At 66.8% G+C, this 14,027-nt stretch carries 15 protein-coding genes and 1 pseudogene; 2 read left to right on the forward strand and 14 right to left on the reverse strand.

The genetic code is table 11. The features are described from left to right. From K2Z83_RS29020 to K2Z83_RS12525, 10 genes are all read right to left on the reverse strand, one after another. On the reverse strand, positions 1–252 hold a 252-nt coding region (locus K2Z83_RS29020; RefSeq protein ID WP_255603841.1), incomplete at its 3' end, for a pyridoxal-phosphate dependent enzyme. A 71-nt stretch (positions 253–323) separates the two neighbouring features. Continuing rightward, on the reverse strand, positions 324–740 hold the full coding sequence (locus K2Z83_RS12485) for an iron-sulfur cluster assembly scaffold protein (protein ID WP_255603842.1): 417 nt from the start codon (positions 738–740) through the stop codon (positions 324–326). A 38-nt stretch (positions 741–778) separates the two neighbouring features. Next, positions 779–1,636, reverse strand: a complete 858-nt coding sequence (locus tag K2Z83_RS12490) for a sulfurtransferase (RefSeq protein WP_220595514.1) — start codon at positions 1,634–1,636, stop codon at positions 779–781. 99 nt (positions 1,637–1,735) lie between these two features. Continuing rightward, the gene (locus tag K2Z83_RS12495; RefSeq protein ID WP_220595515.1) at positions 1,736–2,053 is read right to left on the reverse strand and encodes a non-heme iron oxygenase ferredoxin subunit; all 318 of its coding nucleotides are present in this window, start codon (positions 2,051–2,053) and stop codon (positions 1,736–1,738) included. A gap of 111 nt (positions 2,054–2,164) precedes the next feature. Then, the gene (sufB, locus tag K2Z83_RS12500; protein WP_220595516.1) at positions 2,165–3,580 is read right to left on the reverse strand and encodes a Fe-S cluster assembly protein SufB; all 1,416 of its coding nucleotides are present in this window, start codon (positions 3,578–3,580) and stop codon (positions 2,165–2,167) included. Between the two features lie 112 nt (positions 3,581–3,692). Beyond that, positions 3,693–4,094, reverse strand: a complete 402-nt coding sequence (sufU, locus tag K2Z83_RS12505) for a Fe-S cluster assembly sulfur transfer protein SufU (RefSeq protein WP_220595517.1) — start codon at positions 4,092–4,094, stop codon at positions 3,693–3,695. 108 nt (positions 4,095–4,202) lie between these two features. Next, complete coding sequence (locus K2Z83_RS12510) at positions 4,203–5,441, reverse strand: cysteine desulfurase (RefSeq protein WP_220595518.1); 1,239 nt, start codon at positions 5,439–5,441, stop codon at positions 4,203–4,205. Positions 5,442–5,522: 81 nt separating this feature from the next. After that, the gene (gene sufD / locus K2Z83_RS12515) at positions 5,523–6,731 is read right to left on the reverse strand and encodes a Fe-S cluster assembly protein SufD (protein ID WP_220595519.1); all 1,209 of its coding nucleotides are present in this window, start codon (positions 6,729–6,731) and stop codon (positions 5,523–5,525) included. A gap of 22 nt (positions 6,732–6,753) precedes the next feature. Continuing rightward, positions 6,754–7,533 carry a Fe-S cluster assembly ATPase SufC gene (gene sufC, locus K2Z83_RS12520; RefSeq protein ID WP_220595520.1) on the reverse strand — a complete coding sequence of 260 codons (780 nt, stop codon included), beginning with the start codon at positions 7,531–7,533 and terminating at the stop codon, positions 6,754–6,756. 161 nt (positions 7,534–7,694) lie between these two features. Then, positions 7,695–8,363 carry a metalloregulator ArsR/SmtB family transcription factor gene (locus tag K2Z83_RS12525; RefSeq protein WP_220595521.1) on the reverse strand — a complete coding sequence of 223 codons (669 nt, stop codon included), beginning with the start codon at positions 8,361–8,363 and terminating at the stop codon, positions 7,695–7,697. 208 nt (positions 8,364–8,571) lie between these two features. Here K2Z83_RS12525 and K2Z83_RS12530 point away from each other — a divergent pair, with 208 nt between their 5' ends. Next, positions 8,572–8,886: a hypothetical protein gene (locus K2Z83_RS12530; protein ID WP_220595522.1), complete on the forward strand. Its 315-nt coding sequence runs from the start codon at positions 8,572–8,574 to the stop codon at positions 8,884–8,886. Positions 8,887–8,969: 83 nt separating this feature from the next. Here the strand turns inward: K2Z83_RS12530 and K2Z83_RS12535 are convergent, their stop codons facing one another. The 4 genes from K2Z83_RS12535 to K2Z83_RS12550 all read right to left on the reverse strand — a co-directional run bounded on the left by K2Z83_RS12535 (position 8,970) and on the right by K2Z83_RS12550 (position 13,435). Then, positions 8,970–10,202 (reverse strand): AAA family ATPase, encoded by a 1,233-nt coding sequence (locus K2Z83_RS12535; RefSeq protein WP_220595523.1) that lies wholly within the window; start codon positions 10,200–10,202, stop codon positions 8,970–8,972. A 375-nt stretch (positions 10,203–10,577) separates the two neighbouring features. Further along, a complete protein-coding gene (locus tag K2Z83_RS12540) occupies positions 10,578–11,426 on the reverse strand; it encodes a hypothetical protein (RefSeq protein ID WP_220595524.1) in 849 nt (282 codons plus the stop codon). A 119-nt stretch (positions 11,427–11,545) separates the two neighbouring features. Then, the gene (locus K2Z83_RS12545) at positions 11,546–12,712 is read right to left on the reverse strand and encodes a M23 family metallopeptidase (protein WP_255603848.1); all 1,167 of its coding nucleotides are present in this window, start codon (positions 12,710–12,712) and stop codon (positions 11,546–11,548) included. Positions 12,713–12,904: 192 nt separating this feature from the next. Next, a complete protein-coding gene (locus tag K2Z83_RS12550; protein ID WP_220595525.1) occupies positions 12,905–13,435 on the reverse strand; it encodes an Hsp20/alpha crystallin family protein in 531 nt (176 codons plus the stop codon). Between the two features lie 195 nt (positions 13,436–13,630). Here K2Z83_RS12550 and K2Z83_RS12555 point away from each other — a divergent pair. Continuing rightward, positions 13,631–14,027 (forward strand): annotated as a pseudogene (locus tag K2Z83_RS12555) (low molecular weight phosphatase family protein); the annotation flags it as partial.

The following is a 14,027-nucleotide window of genomic DNA, read 5'->3' on the forward strand; positions in this document are numbered from 1 at the left end:
GCCCAGCGCCGCGCCGATGGTGGCGTAGGCGATCCCCGTGTTGCCGCTGGTCGCGTCGGCGATCCGCATGCCGGGGCGCAGCGCGCCGCTGGCCTCGCCGGCGCGGATCATCCACAGGGCGGGCCGGTCCTTGACCGATCCGCCGAGGTTGTACCACTCGGCCTTGGCGAAGACCTCCACGCCGGGGGGCATGTCGGTCGAGGCCAGGTGCAGCAGCGGCGTGTTGCCGATTAAATCGAGAGGATACGTCATAACCCACCGTAGGGCCGAAGCATGTGACGTTGGCGCAGAGCGCCAACGTCGCATGCTTCGGCCCTACACGATCATCCCCGCCCAGCCCGGTGGCGCGCTAGGGCCGACTTCAGCGTGTTGAGGGCCAGCGTGGCGCAGCGCGGGCGGGCGCGCACCACCTCGCGGCCGAGCATATCGAGTACGGCCTGGTCATCGAGCGCATCGACGGCGCTCAGGGGCGCGCCCTGGAGCTGCTCGCAGAGCAGCGAGGCGGCGGCCTGGCTGATCGTGCAGCCGCGGCCCTCGAAGCTCAGGCCGGCCAGTGCCTCGCCCGCCGGGTCGAACCTCAGGTAGAGTGTGATCGTATCGCCGCAGTCGGGGATGCCGCCCGCGTGTACCATATCCGCGCCCTCAAGGTGCCCGTAGTGGCGCGGGCGCTCGTAGTGGTCGAAGAGACGATCGATGATCTGCTGGCGATCCATATTTCGCCGCCCGTAGGGCCGAAGCATTGGATTGGGCGCTCCGCGCCCAATCCAATGCTTCGGCCCTACCCGTTATACGTCTTCTCGATCGGCAATCCGACCCCGTTGCCCCACTCCGTCCAGCTGCCGTCGTAGTTGCGCACCTGCGGGTAGCCGAGCAGGTAGGTCAGCACGAACCAGGAGTGCGAGGATCGCTCGCCGATCCGGCAGTAGGTGATCACATCCTTGTCAGGGGTGACGCCCTCCGCGCCGTACAGCGCGGCCAGCTCGTCGGCGCTCTTGAAGGTGGCGTCCTCGCGCACGGCCTTGGCCCAGGGGATGTTTGCCGCCGTGGGGATGTGGCCGCCGCGCAGGGTGCCCTCCTGGGGGTAGTCGGGCATGTGGGTGCGCTCGCCGCTAAACTCCTGCGGGCTGCGCACATCCACCAGGGCCGTGCCGGGCTGGCTGATGTGCGCGCGCACCTGGTCGCGGAAGGCCCGGATGGCGGTATCGTCGCGCGCGGGCACGGGGTAGCTCGCCGGCGGGTAGCTCGGCGTCTCGCGGGTGATGCCGCGGCCCTCGGCGACCCACTTGGCCCGCCCGCCGTTGAGGATGCGCGCGTCGGGGTGGCCGAAGAGCTTGAAGACCCACAGCGCGTAGGTCGCCCACCAGTTGCTCTTGTCGCCGTAGAGCACCACCGTGGTCTCGCGCGAGATCCCCTTGCGGGCGAGCAGCGCCGCGAAGGCCTCGGCGTCCAGGTAGTCGCGCACGACCGGGTCGTTCAGGTCGTCCACCCAGTCGATCTTCACCGCGCCGGGGATGTGGCCCGTGTCGTAGAGCAGCAGGTCCTCGTTGCTCTCCACCAGGCGCACATTCGGGTCGTTCAGGTGGTCGGCCACCCAGGCCGTATCGACCAGCACCTCGGGGTGTGCGTAGTCTGCCATGAGAAGCTCCTTTCGGGAGAGAGATTTCAAGGGAGGGTGCCCCTCCCCTGACCCGCTCACGCTCGGATTGTACTCCCGCTATGAGTTTAAGTCAAGTTCTTACGCATCATACTCAACAAATAGCGCGTCGCCCTCAGCCCAGACCCGATAGGTGCCGACCGGCTCGAAGGCGGGCAGGGTGCGCGGCCGGCCGCTGCGCAGGTCGAAGCTCGCGCCGTGCAGCGGGCACTCGACGCAGAGCTCATCGGCGTCCACCTCGCCCTCGCTCAGCGAGGCCTCGGCGTGCGAGCAGGTATCGTCGATCGCGAACAGCTCATCGCCGACGCGGAACACCGCCACCGGCGTGCCGTCCACATCAAACTTCTTTGCGCCGCCCTCGGGGACATCGGCCAGGCTGCCGATCTGAATGGATGGCATACTCATCTCTCCACACACATGTAAGGCCGAAGCATTCGCCCCTGATGATTCAGGTACACCCGATCCATTCGGGGCGAATGCTTCGGCCCTACGGCCTCACCTAAACGTAACCTATCCGACCGACCCCTCCATCTCCATCTGGATCAGGCGGTTGAGCTCCACGGCGTACTCCATGGGCAGCTCGCGGGTGAAGGGCTCCATAAAGCCCAGCACGATCATCGACATGGCGTCGGCCTCCTTGAGGCCGCGGCTCATCAGGTAGAAGAGCTGCTCGGCGCCGATGCGGCCCACCGTGGCCTCGTGGGCCAGCGTGCAGTGGTCCTCTTCGATCTCGATGAAGGGGATGGTGTCCGAGGCCGAGCGCTCGTCGAGGATCAGGGCGTCGCAGTTGACGTTGATCTTCGCGCCGTAGGCCCCCGGAGCCACCTTCGCCAGGCCGCGGTAGGTCGTCTTCCCGCCATCCTTGCTCACCGACTTATTGGTGATCCGGCTGGTCGTCTCCGGCGCGATGTGGACCATCTTCGCCCCGGCGTCCTGGTGCTGGCCCTTGCCCGCGTAGGCCACCGAGAGCACCTCGCCGCGGGCCTTGCGGCCCATCAGGTAGACCGAGGGGTACTTCATGGTCAGCTTCGAGCCGATGTTGCCATCCACCCACTCCATGCTCGCCTCCTCGTGGGCCACGGCCCGCTTGGTGACGAGGTTGAAGATGTTGTTGGCCCAGTTCTGGATGGTCGTGTAGCGGAACTTACCGCCCTTCTTGACCACGATCTCGACCACCGCCGAGTGCAGCGAGTTGGTCGAGTAGGTGGGGGCGGTACACCCTTCGATGTAGTGCGCCTCCGCGCCCTCCTCGATGATGATCAGCGTGCGCTCGAACTGGCCCATGTTCTCCGCGTTGATGCGGAAGTAGGCCTGCAGCGGGATGTCCACCTTCACGCCGGCCGGCACGTAGACGAAGGAGCCGCCCGACCAGACCGCCGTGTTCAGCGCGGCGTACTTGTTATCGGCCGAGGGGATGATCGTGCCGAAGTACTGCTTGAACAGCTCGGGGTACTCCTTGAGCGCCGTGTCGGTGTCGAGGAAGATCACGCCGAGCTTCGACCACTCCTCGCGCAGCGAGTGGTAGACCACCTCGGACTCGTACTGGGCTCCGACGCCGGCCAGGAACTTGCGCTCGGCCTCGGGGATGCCCAGCCGCTCGAAGGTGTTCTTGATCTCGGCGGGCACCGCGTCCCAGTCGTTCTGCGGGCGCTCGCCGGCGCGCACGAAGTAGTGGATCTTGTCGTAGTCCAGCTCTGCCAGCTCGTGGTTTGCCCACATGCCCTTCAGCGGGGTCGGCTTCTGGTAGAAGATCTCCAGCGCCTTGAGGCGCCGCTTGAGCATCCACTCCGGCTCGTTCTTCATCCCCGAGAGCTCGCGCACCACCCGCTCGCTTAGGCCAACCGGCGCCTTGAAGAGGTAGTTCTCCTCCTGCCGGAAGCCATACTTGGAGTAGTCAAACTCAAGATTTGTCGGCTCTGCGACCATAGCAATCCTCCTAGGGTACAGGGTACAGGGTACAGGGTACAGGGACAGGGGTGAGGGGCGAGGGGGCAGGGCGCTTGTCCGGCCCTATCCCCTGTACTCTATCCCCTGTACGCTAAAGCTCGTCGTCGTCATCGTGAATATGGCCGACGCCATAGAGGCCGGCCTTCAGGGCCTTGAGCGAGAGCAGGGCGCACTTGAGCCGCACCGGGTTCTTGCCCAGCGGGATTCCGATCAGCTCCAGCAGGTCGTCCTTGCTAAAGACCTTGGCCTGCTCCACCGGCATCCCGATCAGCTCGTCGGTCAGCAGCGAGGCGCTGGCCTGGCTGATCGCGCAGCCGCGCCCGCTGAAGCGCACATCGGTGATCACCCCGTCGGCGATCTGCAGGTCCATGCGCACCTTGTCGCCGCAGAGCGGGTTATGCTCCTCGTGCGACACCGATGGCGCATCCAGCGTCCCGAAGTTGTGCGGGTACTTCGAGTGCTCCAGGATCTGCTCGCGATACATGTCATCCATAAGGGTACAGGGGATAGGGCACAGGGTACAGGATACAGAGTAATAGGTTCTCGGAGCCTCACATATCTAGCTGCCGTCCCCTGTCCCCTGTCCCCTATCCCCTGTCCCCTAACTAAAAAGCTTCCGGGCCTTCTCCAGGCCGACCGCCAGCCGGTCGATCTCCTCGGCGACATTGTAGATGTAGAAGCTGGCCCGCGTGCTGGCCGGCACATCGTAGTGGCGGTGGAGCGGCTGGGTGCAGTGATGGCCGGCGCGCACCGCCACGCCCTCGCCGTCAAGGATGGCCGCCACATCGTGGGGGTGGACGCCGTCGAGGGTGAAGCTGATCGAGCCGCCGCGGTCCTCGGTGCCCTGCGGCCCCATGATCCTCAGCCCCTCGATGCCGGCGAGCCGGTCGAGGGCGTAGCCGAGCAGCTCCTGCTCGTGCTGGTGGATGGCATCCATGCCCACGTCGGACAGGAAGTCGCAGGCCTCGCCGAGGGCGATCGCCTCGCCGATCGCCGGCGTGCCGGCCTCAAAGCGGGCCGGGACCTCGGCGTAGGTGCTGGAGTCCAGATCCACCACCTCGATCATCGAGCCGCCGCCGAGGAAGGGCGGCATCGCCTCGAGCAGGCTGCGCCGCGCCCACAGGGCGCCGATCCCCGTCGGCCCGCACATCTTGTGGCCGCTGAAGGCCATAAAGTCACAGCCGAGCGCCCGCACATCCACCGGCATATGCGGCACGCTCTGGGCGCCGTCCACCAGAATCTTCGCCCCCACCGCGTGGGCCCGCTCGGCCAGCATGGCCACCGGGTTCACCGTGCCCAGCACATTCGACTGGTGGGTCACGGCGAGCAGCTTCACGCCCTCGGTCAGCTTCCGGTCGAGCTCGTCGAGGTTCAGCCGGCCGTCGCCGTCCAGCCCGATATAGTCGAGCGTCGCGCCTGTGCGCTGGGCGAGCATCTGCCAGGGGACGATGTTGGAGTGATGCTCCATCAGCGTGAGCAGGATGCGGTCGCCCGGCCCGATGTTTGCCCCGCCCCAGGCGTATGCCACCAGGTTGATCGCCTCCGTCGCATTCCGGGTGAAGACCACCTCGCGCTTGCTGGACGCCCCGATGAAACGCGCCACCTTGCCCCGCGCCCGCTCGAAGGCGAAGGTCGCCTCCTCGCTGAGCGTATACACGCCGCGGTGGACGTTGGCGTTATAGCGGCGGTAGTAGTCCTCCAGGCAGTCGATCACCTGGCGTGGCTTCTGCGAGGAGGCCGCGCTATCGAGGAAGGCCAGGGGCTTGCCGTGTACCTGCTGCTGCAAGATCGGGAACTTGCGCCGCAGGGCGACCACATCGAATGCGGAGAGAGTTGGCATATACCTGGTAGGGGCGCAGCAGCAGCTACACCACCGTAGGAGCGCAGCAGCAGAGCCGCTGCTGCGCCCTTACAAGATGACCTAGATCTTCGACTCAATGATACCGGTGATCTCGTCGCGCAGATCCTCGACCGTGATGCGGTTCAGGGCCGGCTCAAAGAAGCCCATCACGATCATCCGCTTGGCCTCATCGCGCTTAATGCCGCGGGCCTGCATGTAGAAGAGCTGCATGTCGTCCACGTCGCCGCTGGTGGAGGCGTGGCCGCCCTTGAGCACATCGTTGGTGTCGATCTTCAGGCCGGGGATCGAGTCGTTGCGCGCATTCGGGCTGAGGTGCAGGGCGTGCTCCTCAAGCCGGGTGCTGGTCGCCTTCGACTCGTGCTCGATCTTGATCATGCCGTCGAAGACGCTGTAGGCCGTGTCGTTGACCACCGTCTTGAACTGCATGAAGCTCTCGGCGTTGTAGCCGACGTGGCGCAGCCAGGGCGCCGTCACCAGGTTCTGCGTCTCGCTGGCGAAGGTGGCGCCCAGCCAGTTGACCTGCGATCCGTTGCCCTCAAGGCGCGTCTCGGCCTCGATGTGCTGCACCTGGCCGCCGAGGGCCACCGATGTCCACTCCGCCGAGGCGTCGCGGCCGAGCACGATCTTCTGCGCGCCGATGTGGTAGACGCTGGAGCCCCAGTGCTGCACGCTGGCGAAGCGGATGCTGCTGCCGGGGCCGGCGAGGATCTCCGTGACCGGCCCGGCCATCGCCGCCTGCTCGTGATCCTGAGAGGTGAACTCCTCGATCAGCGTCACGCTGGCGTTATCCTCAAGGATCACCAGGGTGCGCGGGAAGATCGCCTGGTTGCTCGCCGAGAGCGTGTAGCAGACCCGCAGGGGCAGGTCGAGCGAGACGCCCTTGGGCACATACAGGAAGGCGCCATCCTGCCAGAGGGCCGCGCGCAGCGCGCTGAACTTATGCTCCAGCGGGTCCACAGCGCTGTCCATCTTCGCCCGGATGAGCTCCTCGTGGGAGCGCAGGGCGGCGGCCATCGTCGTGAAGATCGCGCCGGTCTGCGCCAGCTCCGCGTCCCACTGGATCGCCGTGCCCTGGGGCGAGTCGGCGGGCATCAGGATCTCGGGGTTCAGCCCGGTGAGGTTCGTGCGCCGCCACTCGGGTGGGATCGCTTGGGCGAAGTAGTCCCAGGCCTCGCGGCGGCGCTCGGTGAGCCACGCCGGCTCGCCCGAGGCCACCGACCGGGACACGATCTCCTCGGCGGTGATATCTTTCAGGGTCAGGTTTGTCATAATTATTCAGTGGCTCAGTGATCTACGCGGCGCCCGTCAGCTCTTCGCGGAGCCAGTCGTAGCCCTTCTCCTCCAGCTCGAGCGCCAGATCCGCCCCGCCCTCGCGGATGATCCGGCCGTCCATCATCACCGAGACGAACTGCGGCTTGATGTAGTTGAGCAGGCGCTGGTAGTGGGTGATCACCAGCGCGCCCATCTGGGGGCCGGCCAGGCGGTTCACGCCGCCGGCCACGATGCGCAGGGCGTCGATGTCGAGGCCCGAGTCGGTCTCGTCCATGATCGCCATCGTCGGGGCGAGCATCGTCATCTGCAGGATCTCCAGGCGCTTCTTCTCGCCGCCGCTGAAGCCCTCGTTGAGGTAGCGCCGGGCGAAGCCCTCGTCCATCTCCAGGCTGGCCATGCCCTCGCGCAGCTGCTTGCGGAACTGGGCCACCGGGATGGAGGTCGCCTTTGGGTCCTTGCCATCCTCGGCGCGGTGGGCGTTGATCGAGGCGCGCAGGAAGTTGGCGACCGTGACGCCGGGGACGGAGACCGGGTACTGGAAGGCCAGGAACAGGCCGAGCTTGCTGCGCTCGTCCACATCCAGCTCCAGCACGTTCTGGCCCTTGTACCAGATCTCGCCGCCCGTCACCTCGTAGCCGGGGTGGCCGGCGATGATGTGGGCGAGGGTGCTCTTCCCGCTGCCGTTCGGCCCCATGATCGCGTGGACCGTGCCGTGCTTAACGGTCAGGTTCACGCCCTTGAGGATCTCCTTGTCGTCGATCTTCGCCTGAAGATCCTTGATGATCAGATCGTTGCTCATGTGCTCCTCATCAAACAAACGTCACTATCGCCCACCGGTAGGGGTTTGGTGGCGGCGAAGCCGCCACCAACATTCTTTTTTGTTGGTTCGAGCGGCGAAGCCGCTCGAACCAACAAAAAACGTAGTCTGGGGCTGTGCCCCAGCGCTGCCCTGCGGCAATCTTACATCTGGAGCGGGATGATCACCCGCCCATCCGCCGTCTCCGTCTCGCGCACCGTGAAGCTACAGCTGTGGGCGCCCTCGCGGATGCTGTTCTGCAGGTCCAGCTTCTCGCCGAGGACGTACTCGATCATCTGGCGCTCCATCGAGCAGACCTGGGGGTGCATGTGGGCCACGTCGTAGTAGGGGCACGCGAAGAGCCTGATGCCGTCCCCCTCTGGCGCCACCTCGGCCGGGACGCCGCGCTGCTCAAGCAGGCGGCGCAGCTCGCCCAGGCGCGCCCCGATATCGGTGCCCTGCATCCGGTCGGCGTACTCGCCGGCCAGCCGCTGGCTCACCCGGTCGAGGATCTGGTCGACCCTATCGGCGCCCTCCAGGGCGATCAGCTCGCGCAGCAGCAGCGAGATCAGCCGGTCGTACTGCTTGGGGAAGAGGCTCTGGGCCTTCTCGCTCAGGCAGTAGACCAGGCGCGGGCGGCCGGGGCCGCGCCGCTCGGCGCGCGCCACCACCAGGCCATCGGCCTGGAGATGGACCAGATGCTCGCGCACCGCTGTCGCGCTCACCTCCAGCAGGGCCGCGAAGTCCTTCACCGTGCCCTCGCCGTGCCTCTGGAGGTGCTCGACGATCTTGCCCGCCCCGCTCTCCGGGGCAAATCCTATTGTCGTCGTCATAGTAGCCCTCCTACGAACTACTAGTAGTCTACCAGCGCTTGCGAGTATTGTCAATAAAATAAGGCAAAACCTCTTTTATTCCAAGATCACGAACCCTGACCCCACCCAAACCCTGCTCCAAGACTAGCCAAATGTCCTGTAATCATGTAATCAGGGCCGTGCTACACTACCCCCAGGCCGCACACAGAGAGCGACAGAGGAGCGATACATGAGCACGAAATGGGACTACAAGGTGGTGTTCGTCGAGGGCTGGGAGCGCGTCTCAATCGAGGGGCAGGAGAGCCGGCCAGAGGAGGGGGAGCGCAACAGCGCCTTCGGGCGGCGCACGCTAAACCAGCTCGGCGCCGAGGGCTGGGAGCTGAGCGGCATCCAGCACGCCATGCCGGGCCGCAGCTACTTCATCTTCAAGCGGCCGCTGGCCGAGGGCGCCGAGCCCGACCTCTCGGTGGTCAGGCGCGAGCGCCACGCCCCCGAGGCCGCGCCGGCCGCGCCCGACGGCGGCCCCCAGGTCGCCTCGGTCTAGCGACCGCAGCCCGCAGAAAAAAAGTCGGGTACAGACCACGCCAGCGAAGCTGGCGTGGTCTGTACCCGACAAACTATTCCGCGTTAGCGGCCATCGCCCCCGCGCTTCGGCGGGACGATCCGCGGCCCGCGCGAGCCGAACGGCCCGGACGAGGCCGAGGCCGAGCTCTCGGCGGCATTCCCGCGCTCGCTGGTCAGGCTTACGCTGGGCGGCTGCGGGCCATCGCCCGTGCCCACGCCCACCCGGCCCACCTCAGCGGCGCGCAGCTCCTCGGCCTGGCGCAGCAGCTCGGGCTTCTCCTCGTAGTAGAACTGGAGCGCCTGGCCGTGCTTGTCCACCCCGCTGTAGGAGACCAGCACCTTGCAGCCCGCCGGCACCCCGCCCGACGAGAGCAGGTCGGCCAGCGGCGCGTCCAGATCCTTGAGCAGGCGCTGGCGCAGGGGCCGCGCGCCGAAGCGCGAGTCGAAGCCCTTGTCGAGCAGATACTCCTTCGCCTCAGGCGACACCTCGACCTGGATCCCGTGGCGCAGGTACTGCTCGTTGCTCTCCAGAAGCATATGGTCGAGCACCTGGCGCAGCACATCGCTGGAGAGCGGCCGGAAGGCGACGATCTCATCCAGGCGGTTGATCCACTCGGGCTGAAAGACCTTCTGGAGCGACTCGAAGCCGATCTGGTAGATCTGCTGGCCGGTGGCCTCGACATCCTGGTGCGGGGTGCGGAAGCCGATCGTGCGCCGGTCGAGGTAGTCGACCATCTCCTTGGCGCCGACGTTGGTGGTGAAGACGACGATGCTGTTCTGGAAGCTGACCCGCCGGCCGCCGTTGAGCAGCAGGATCTCGCCGTCCTCCATGATCTGGAGCAGCAGGTTCCACAGCTCGGGCTGGCCCTTCTCGATCTCATCGAACAGCACCACGCTGTTCTCCTGCTCGATGATATCGGGGTTCAGCAGCGGCTTCTGGTCGCGCCCGACATAGGAGGGCGGCGCGCCGACAAGGGCGCTGACCTCGTGGCCCTGGCTGAACAGCGAGCAGTCGATCTTCAGGAAGGCCTCGCCATCGGGGCGCACGAGCTGGGCCAGCGCGCGGGCGGTGGCCGTCTTGCCGACGCCGGTGGGGCCGAGGAAGAGCAGGGTGGCGCGCGGGCGGCGCGGGTTCCCGGCCGAGAACCCGAAGCGGGCGCGGTTCAGCACGCGGATCACGCTCTCGATCGCGCGCTCCTGGCCAAAGATCTGCGCGCGCAGATTGTGCTCAACCATATCCAGAGGGTTCTTGTCGCCGCGCTGTGCGAGCCTCATCCCGCGCGAATGTTCGGTCATCGTCCTGCCCTTCCCGCTAATCAGCGCCGACGCTGGCGCTTGCTCTCGTATTGACCAAGCCGCCGCACCGCTAGTGTCATAAGGCAATACCGCAGAAGTCACCCGGTCACTCTCGCGTGCCCGGCCCGTAAACGGGCGGGCTACGGTCTACGAAGCCCGCCTTCGCGGGCTGGCCGAGGGTCGCTAGGAGCCCGCGGCTTCAGCCGCCGGGCGACGCCGCACAGGGCGATTTCTGCGGTATTGCATAACAAGCCTCGCTTACCTCATATATACGATGGGTCTTCCTCTATCTTGCAGGGCGATGATGAGCGGCAGATGACGAATATCGTGCGCCTGTTCACGACGATGTGCGCTGCGGGCGGGGCGTGAGCTGCGCTAGCGCAGCCGGGCCACCGCCGTGGCGACCGCCATGATCATAAAGAGGATCATGCCGATGCTCAGCAGAAACAGCGCCACCGGCGCGGCACCAACCACAGCGCAGACACCAACCACGATCTGCACGGATCGCCCGCGCTTGCGGTTGACCCGCTCGAGCAAACGCACCAGCAGCTCGCCAGCCATCGGGCCGAGGAAGATCGCCAGGAACAAACCCAGGAAGCCACTCAGCATGACAAATACGATCCCAGCCGCGATGCTCGTCAGAAACCCGTAGACCAGCGCGATCGCGCCGCTGATGATCAGGTCGCTCGCCGCGACCTGATAGTTCACCGGGCGGCGTGAGCGGGCGCACTCGGGGCAGAGCTGGCCCACCGCCGCCGGTCGCACGCACTCCGCGCAGATCGGCCGGTCGCAGCTGGTGCAGCGCAGCCCCGTCTCGCGGCTCGGGTGTTTGTAGCAGTAGAGCGTCCCCAGCTCGTCCGGGGCGCTGGGCGGCTCCGGGGGCGGCGGCTCAGCCGCCAGCAGGCCGCGCTCCGGCTCGCGCACGGTGACGCCGCCGGGGGCCAGCACCTCGCCCGCCGCCAGCCGGGCCTCCACCTGGGCGAGGATCGCCTGGGCCTCGGCGTTTGTTGGGTCGATCTGCAGGGCGCGCAGCAGGTGATCGCGCTTCTCGCGGTAGGCCCGCAGCGTCCCGGCCAGGCCGATCAGCGCATCCACATGCTCGGGGCTGATCTCGAGGGCCTGGCGAAAATGCTGGCGCGCCGCGTAGGTGTCGCCCGCCATCAGGGCCGCCCGGCCCTCCTGCACCAGCGCCAGCGCGTCGCTCACGGTCGTAGACTCTGCCATCGCTAAACCTCCTGGGGGGCATTATACCCTGTTGGCAAGCCCTGAGGCAAAGCATATTGGGCTGGGTTTGGGCGACTTTGCCGCCCAAACCCAGCCCAATAGAAGACAGGAGGCAGCGCCTACTCGACGGTGACCGCGCCGATCGTCGCCCACGCGCTCGTGTTCCCGGCCCGGTCGATCGTCTGGACGCGCACGAGGTAGCGCCCGGCGGCCAGGGGCGGCGTGCGGACGAGGGGCTCCTCGGTGAACCACGCGTCGCTGCCATCCTCGTCGGGGCCGATGTAGACGCGGTAGCCGGCGACGCCCGAGAGCGCGTCGGCCCCTGCATCCCAGGTCACATCGATCGGGGTGTTCGCATCGGCGCGTAGCGCGGCGATGTCCGGCGGGTTGCTCGGCGGGGTGATATCGTAGCCGACCGGCCCATATGCGGCCAGCGTCTGGCGGCCATCTGGCCCCCAGGCGCGCACCTGCAAGGTGTGCATGCCCTCGCCGATATCGCCCATGGTGGCGTAGCCGTCGGTATGGCCCGCGAACATCGGCGCGTCGCCGGCAGGCTCCGCATCCCATGACTGGCTCAGCCCGCCGCCGCCCCACCGCGCGGCGAACTCGATCCGCTGGTCGCTGTTGTACCAGGTGTCGGGCTGGGCCGGGCTGCTGAAGCTGATCTGCGGGTCCTGGAGCGAGGCCGCCGTCATCACGGTGCCCTGGTGCTGGCTGCAGCCGCCGACCTCGGGCAGGTCGTAGCCCTCGGCGAAGCTCAGCGGCACCGACTGCTTCCCGCTCCAGCCGTCGCTGTTGGCCGTGAAGGCCGTAAAGTGCAGGTGCGGCACCCCCGGCGCGCCGCGGTCGCCCGCGTAGCCGAGCGTCTCGCCGGCCTCAAAGGCATGCCCCGAGGCGGTGCTCACCGCCCGCGCCATGTGGGTGTACATCGTGAAGAAGTTGCCGCCGTGGCTGAGGATGATCGTGCCGCTGCGCGCCTCCCAGTGCCAGACCCGCCCTGCGGCGGCGGCGCGGATGGGCGCGTTGTAGGTCGGCCCGCCAACCTGGGCCAGGTCAAGCGAGTAGCGATCCCAGGCGTTGTGGGTGCCGCACGCGTAGCCCTGGATGATCGCCCACGGCTCGCCGGGGGGCGTCGGCAGGATCAGCTGAGGTGCGGCGGAGACAGGAGCGGGAGAGGATAGGACGCTGAGAGCGAACAGGGCTGTCAGCCAGCAGAGTAGTGAGACGAAGCTGCGACGCTGAGGAAGAACACTACTGCGCAGGTGAGTCGTACGGAGACTCGGCAATGCGTACCTCCAGGGTTAAGCTGGTCGATCAACTGGGATCGACGCCGCGACGGTCAGGGTCTGCGGCGTGCAGAAGATAGCATAGTCTTAAAATTCGGTCAAATCAGACAGGGGAAGGGCGCAGCAGCGCCGCGCTGATGCGCCCTAGCGGCGGCCAGATCCCGCAGGATCAGTGTGATACGCCCACGCCGATCATGCCTTCTGGAGGCGGATCTCCAGGATGCCGTTGGTGTAGGTCTGGCGCAGCGACCCCGGCACAACCTCAGACGAGAGCAGGATCTCCTTGGCGTAGCTCCGGTCGCCGCTGGTGGAGATAGCCAGGATATCGCCCGTCAGTTCAACCTGCACCTGCGCCTCGCTCGCGCCGGGGAGCTCGGCGACGACCACGATCTCTGCGCCCTCGTCGAAGATATCGACCAGGGGCTCGCGCACATCGGCGACGACTGGCCCCTCGTCCGTCTTCCGGATGTTGCCGAAGCGCTCGACGCGGGGCGCGCCGCCGATTCCGCTGCGGATGCTGAACCCGTAGACGCCGCGCGACTTCTCGCCCATCCCCTTGAGCTCAAACTCGCCGCTGCGGGCGATCTCGCCCCCCGCCGCCTCAGCCTTCGCGGCCAGATCTGAGGCCATGTCAAGCAGGTCGCCCAGGTTCTTAAACAGGCCGCCGAGCCCAAGATCCAGGTTCAGCCCTGCCTGCGTAGGCGGTCGTTTCTTCTCGGCCATCGTGGTGCCTCCCTTGTGCGATTGCAGATTGCAGATTGCAGATTGCAGATTGGGCGCATGGTCTGCTACAGTGATGTCTGGAGCATATCGGCCTGACTTGAGTCCATGGTACCAGAGATATGCCTGTCATCCTGCCCGCCCCGCCCGATCATGGTATGATCTCCTGGCGCAATCTGCAATCTGCCGGCAATCACTATGAGCACTGATCTGCCCCTGATCCTGATCATCGGCGCGGCCGACACCGGGCGGGCGCCGATGGCCGCCACCCTGCTGCGCCGCCTGCTGCACCGGCGCGGCCTGGAGTGGCCCGTCGCCTCGGCCGGCGTCGTCGGGCACGATGATCAGCCAGCCCAGACCGAGGCCCGCGATGCGATCGCGTTCCTTAACCTCGATATCAGCCATCATCAGGCCCGCTCCCTCAGCGAGGAGCTGGCCGGTTCGGCGCGCGTCCTGCTGGCGATCGACAGCGGGGTGGCCCGCGTGCTCCATGCCCGCTACCCCGAGGCGACGATCGTCAGCCTGGGCGCGCTGGCCGGACGCCAGCGTGATGTGCCCGACCCCTTCCGCATGCAGGCCGGGGCGTGGCTCAGCT

It is taken from the genome of Oscillochloris sp. ZM17-4, assembly GCF_019599295.1.
GTDB lineage: Bacteria > Chloroflexota > Chloroflexia > Chloroflexales > Chloroflexaceae > Oscillochloris.

Bases quoted from the DNA above. Each gene is read 5' to 3' on its own strand.
- K2Z83_RS12485 (WP_255603842.1), bottom strand. From the start codon at position 740: ATGCTTCGGCCCTACGGGCGGCGAAATATGGATCGCCAGCAGATCATC.
- K2Z83_RS12490 (WP_220595514.1), bottom strand. From the start codon at position 1,636: ATGGCAGACTACGCACACCCCGAGGTGCTGGTCGATACGGCCTGGGTG.
- K2Z83_RS12495 (WP_220595515.1), bottom strand. From the start codon at position 2,053: ATGCCATCCATTCAGATCGGCAGCCTGGCCGATGTCCCCGAGGGCGGC.
- sufB (WP_220595516.1), bottom strand. From the start codon at position 3,580: ATGGTCGCAGAGCCGACAAATCTTGAGTTTGACTACTCCAAGTATGGC.
- sufU (WP_220595517.1), bottom strand. From the start codon at position 4,094: ATGGATGACATGTATCGCGAGCAGATCCTGGAGCACTCGAAGTACCCG.
- K2Z83_RS12510 (WP_220595518.1), bottom strand. From the start codon at position 5,441: ATGCCAACTCTCTCCGCATTCGATGTGGTCGCCCTGCGGCGCAAGTTC.
- sufD (WP_220595519.1), bottom strand. From the start codon at position 6,731: ATGACAAACCTGACCCTGAAAGATATCACCGCCGAGGAGATCGTGTCC.
- sufC (WP_220595520.1), bottom strand. From the start codon at position 7,533: ATGAGCAACGATCTGATCATCAAGGATCTTCAGGCGAAGATCGACGAC.
- K2Z83_RS12525 (WP_220595521.1), bottom strand. From the start codon at position 8,363: ATGACGACGACAATAGGATTTGCCCCGGAGAGCGGGGCGGGCAAGATC.
- K2Z83_RS12530 (WP_220595522.1), top strand. From the start codon at position 8,572: ATGAGCACGAAATGGGACTACAAGGTGGTGTTCGTCGAGGGCTGGGAG.
- K2Z83_RS12535 (WP_220595523.1), bottom strand. From the start codon at position 10,202: ATGACCGAACATTCGCGCGGGATGAGGCTCGCACAGCGCGGCGACAAG.
- K2Z83_RS12540 (WP_220595524.1), bottom strand. From the start codon at position 11,426: ATGGCAGAGTCTACGACCGTGAGCGACGCGCTGGCGCTGGTGCAGGAG.
- K2Z83_RS12550 (WP_220595525.1), bottom strand. From the start codon at position 13,435: ATGGCCGAGAAGAAACGACCGCCTACGCAGGCAGGGCTGAACCTGGAT.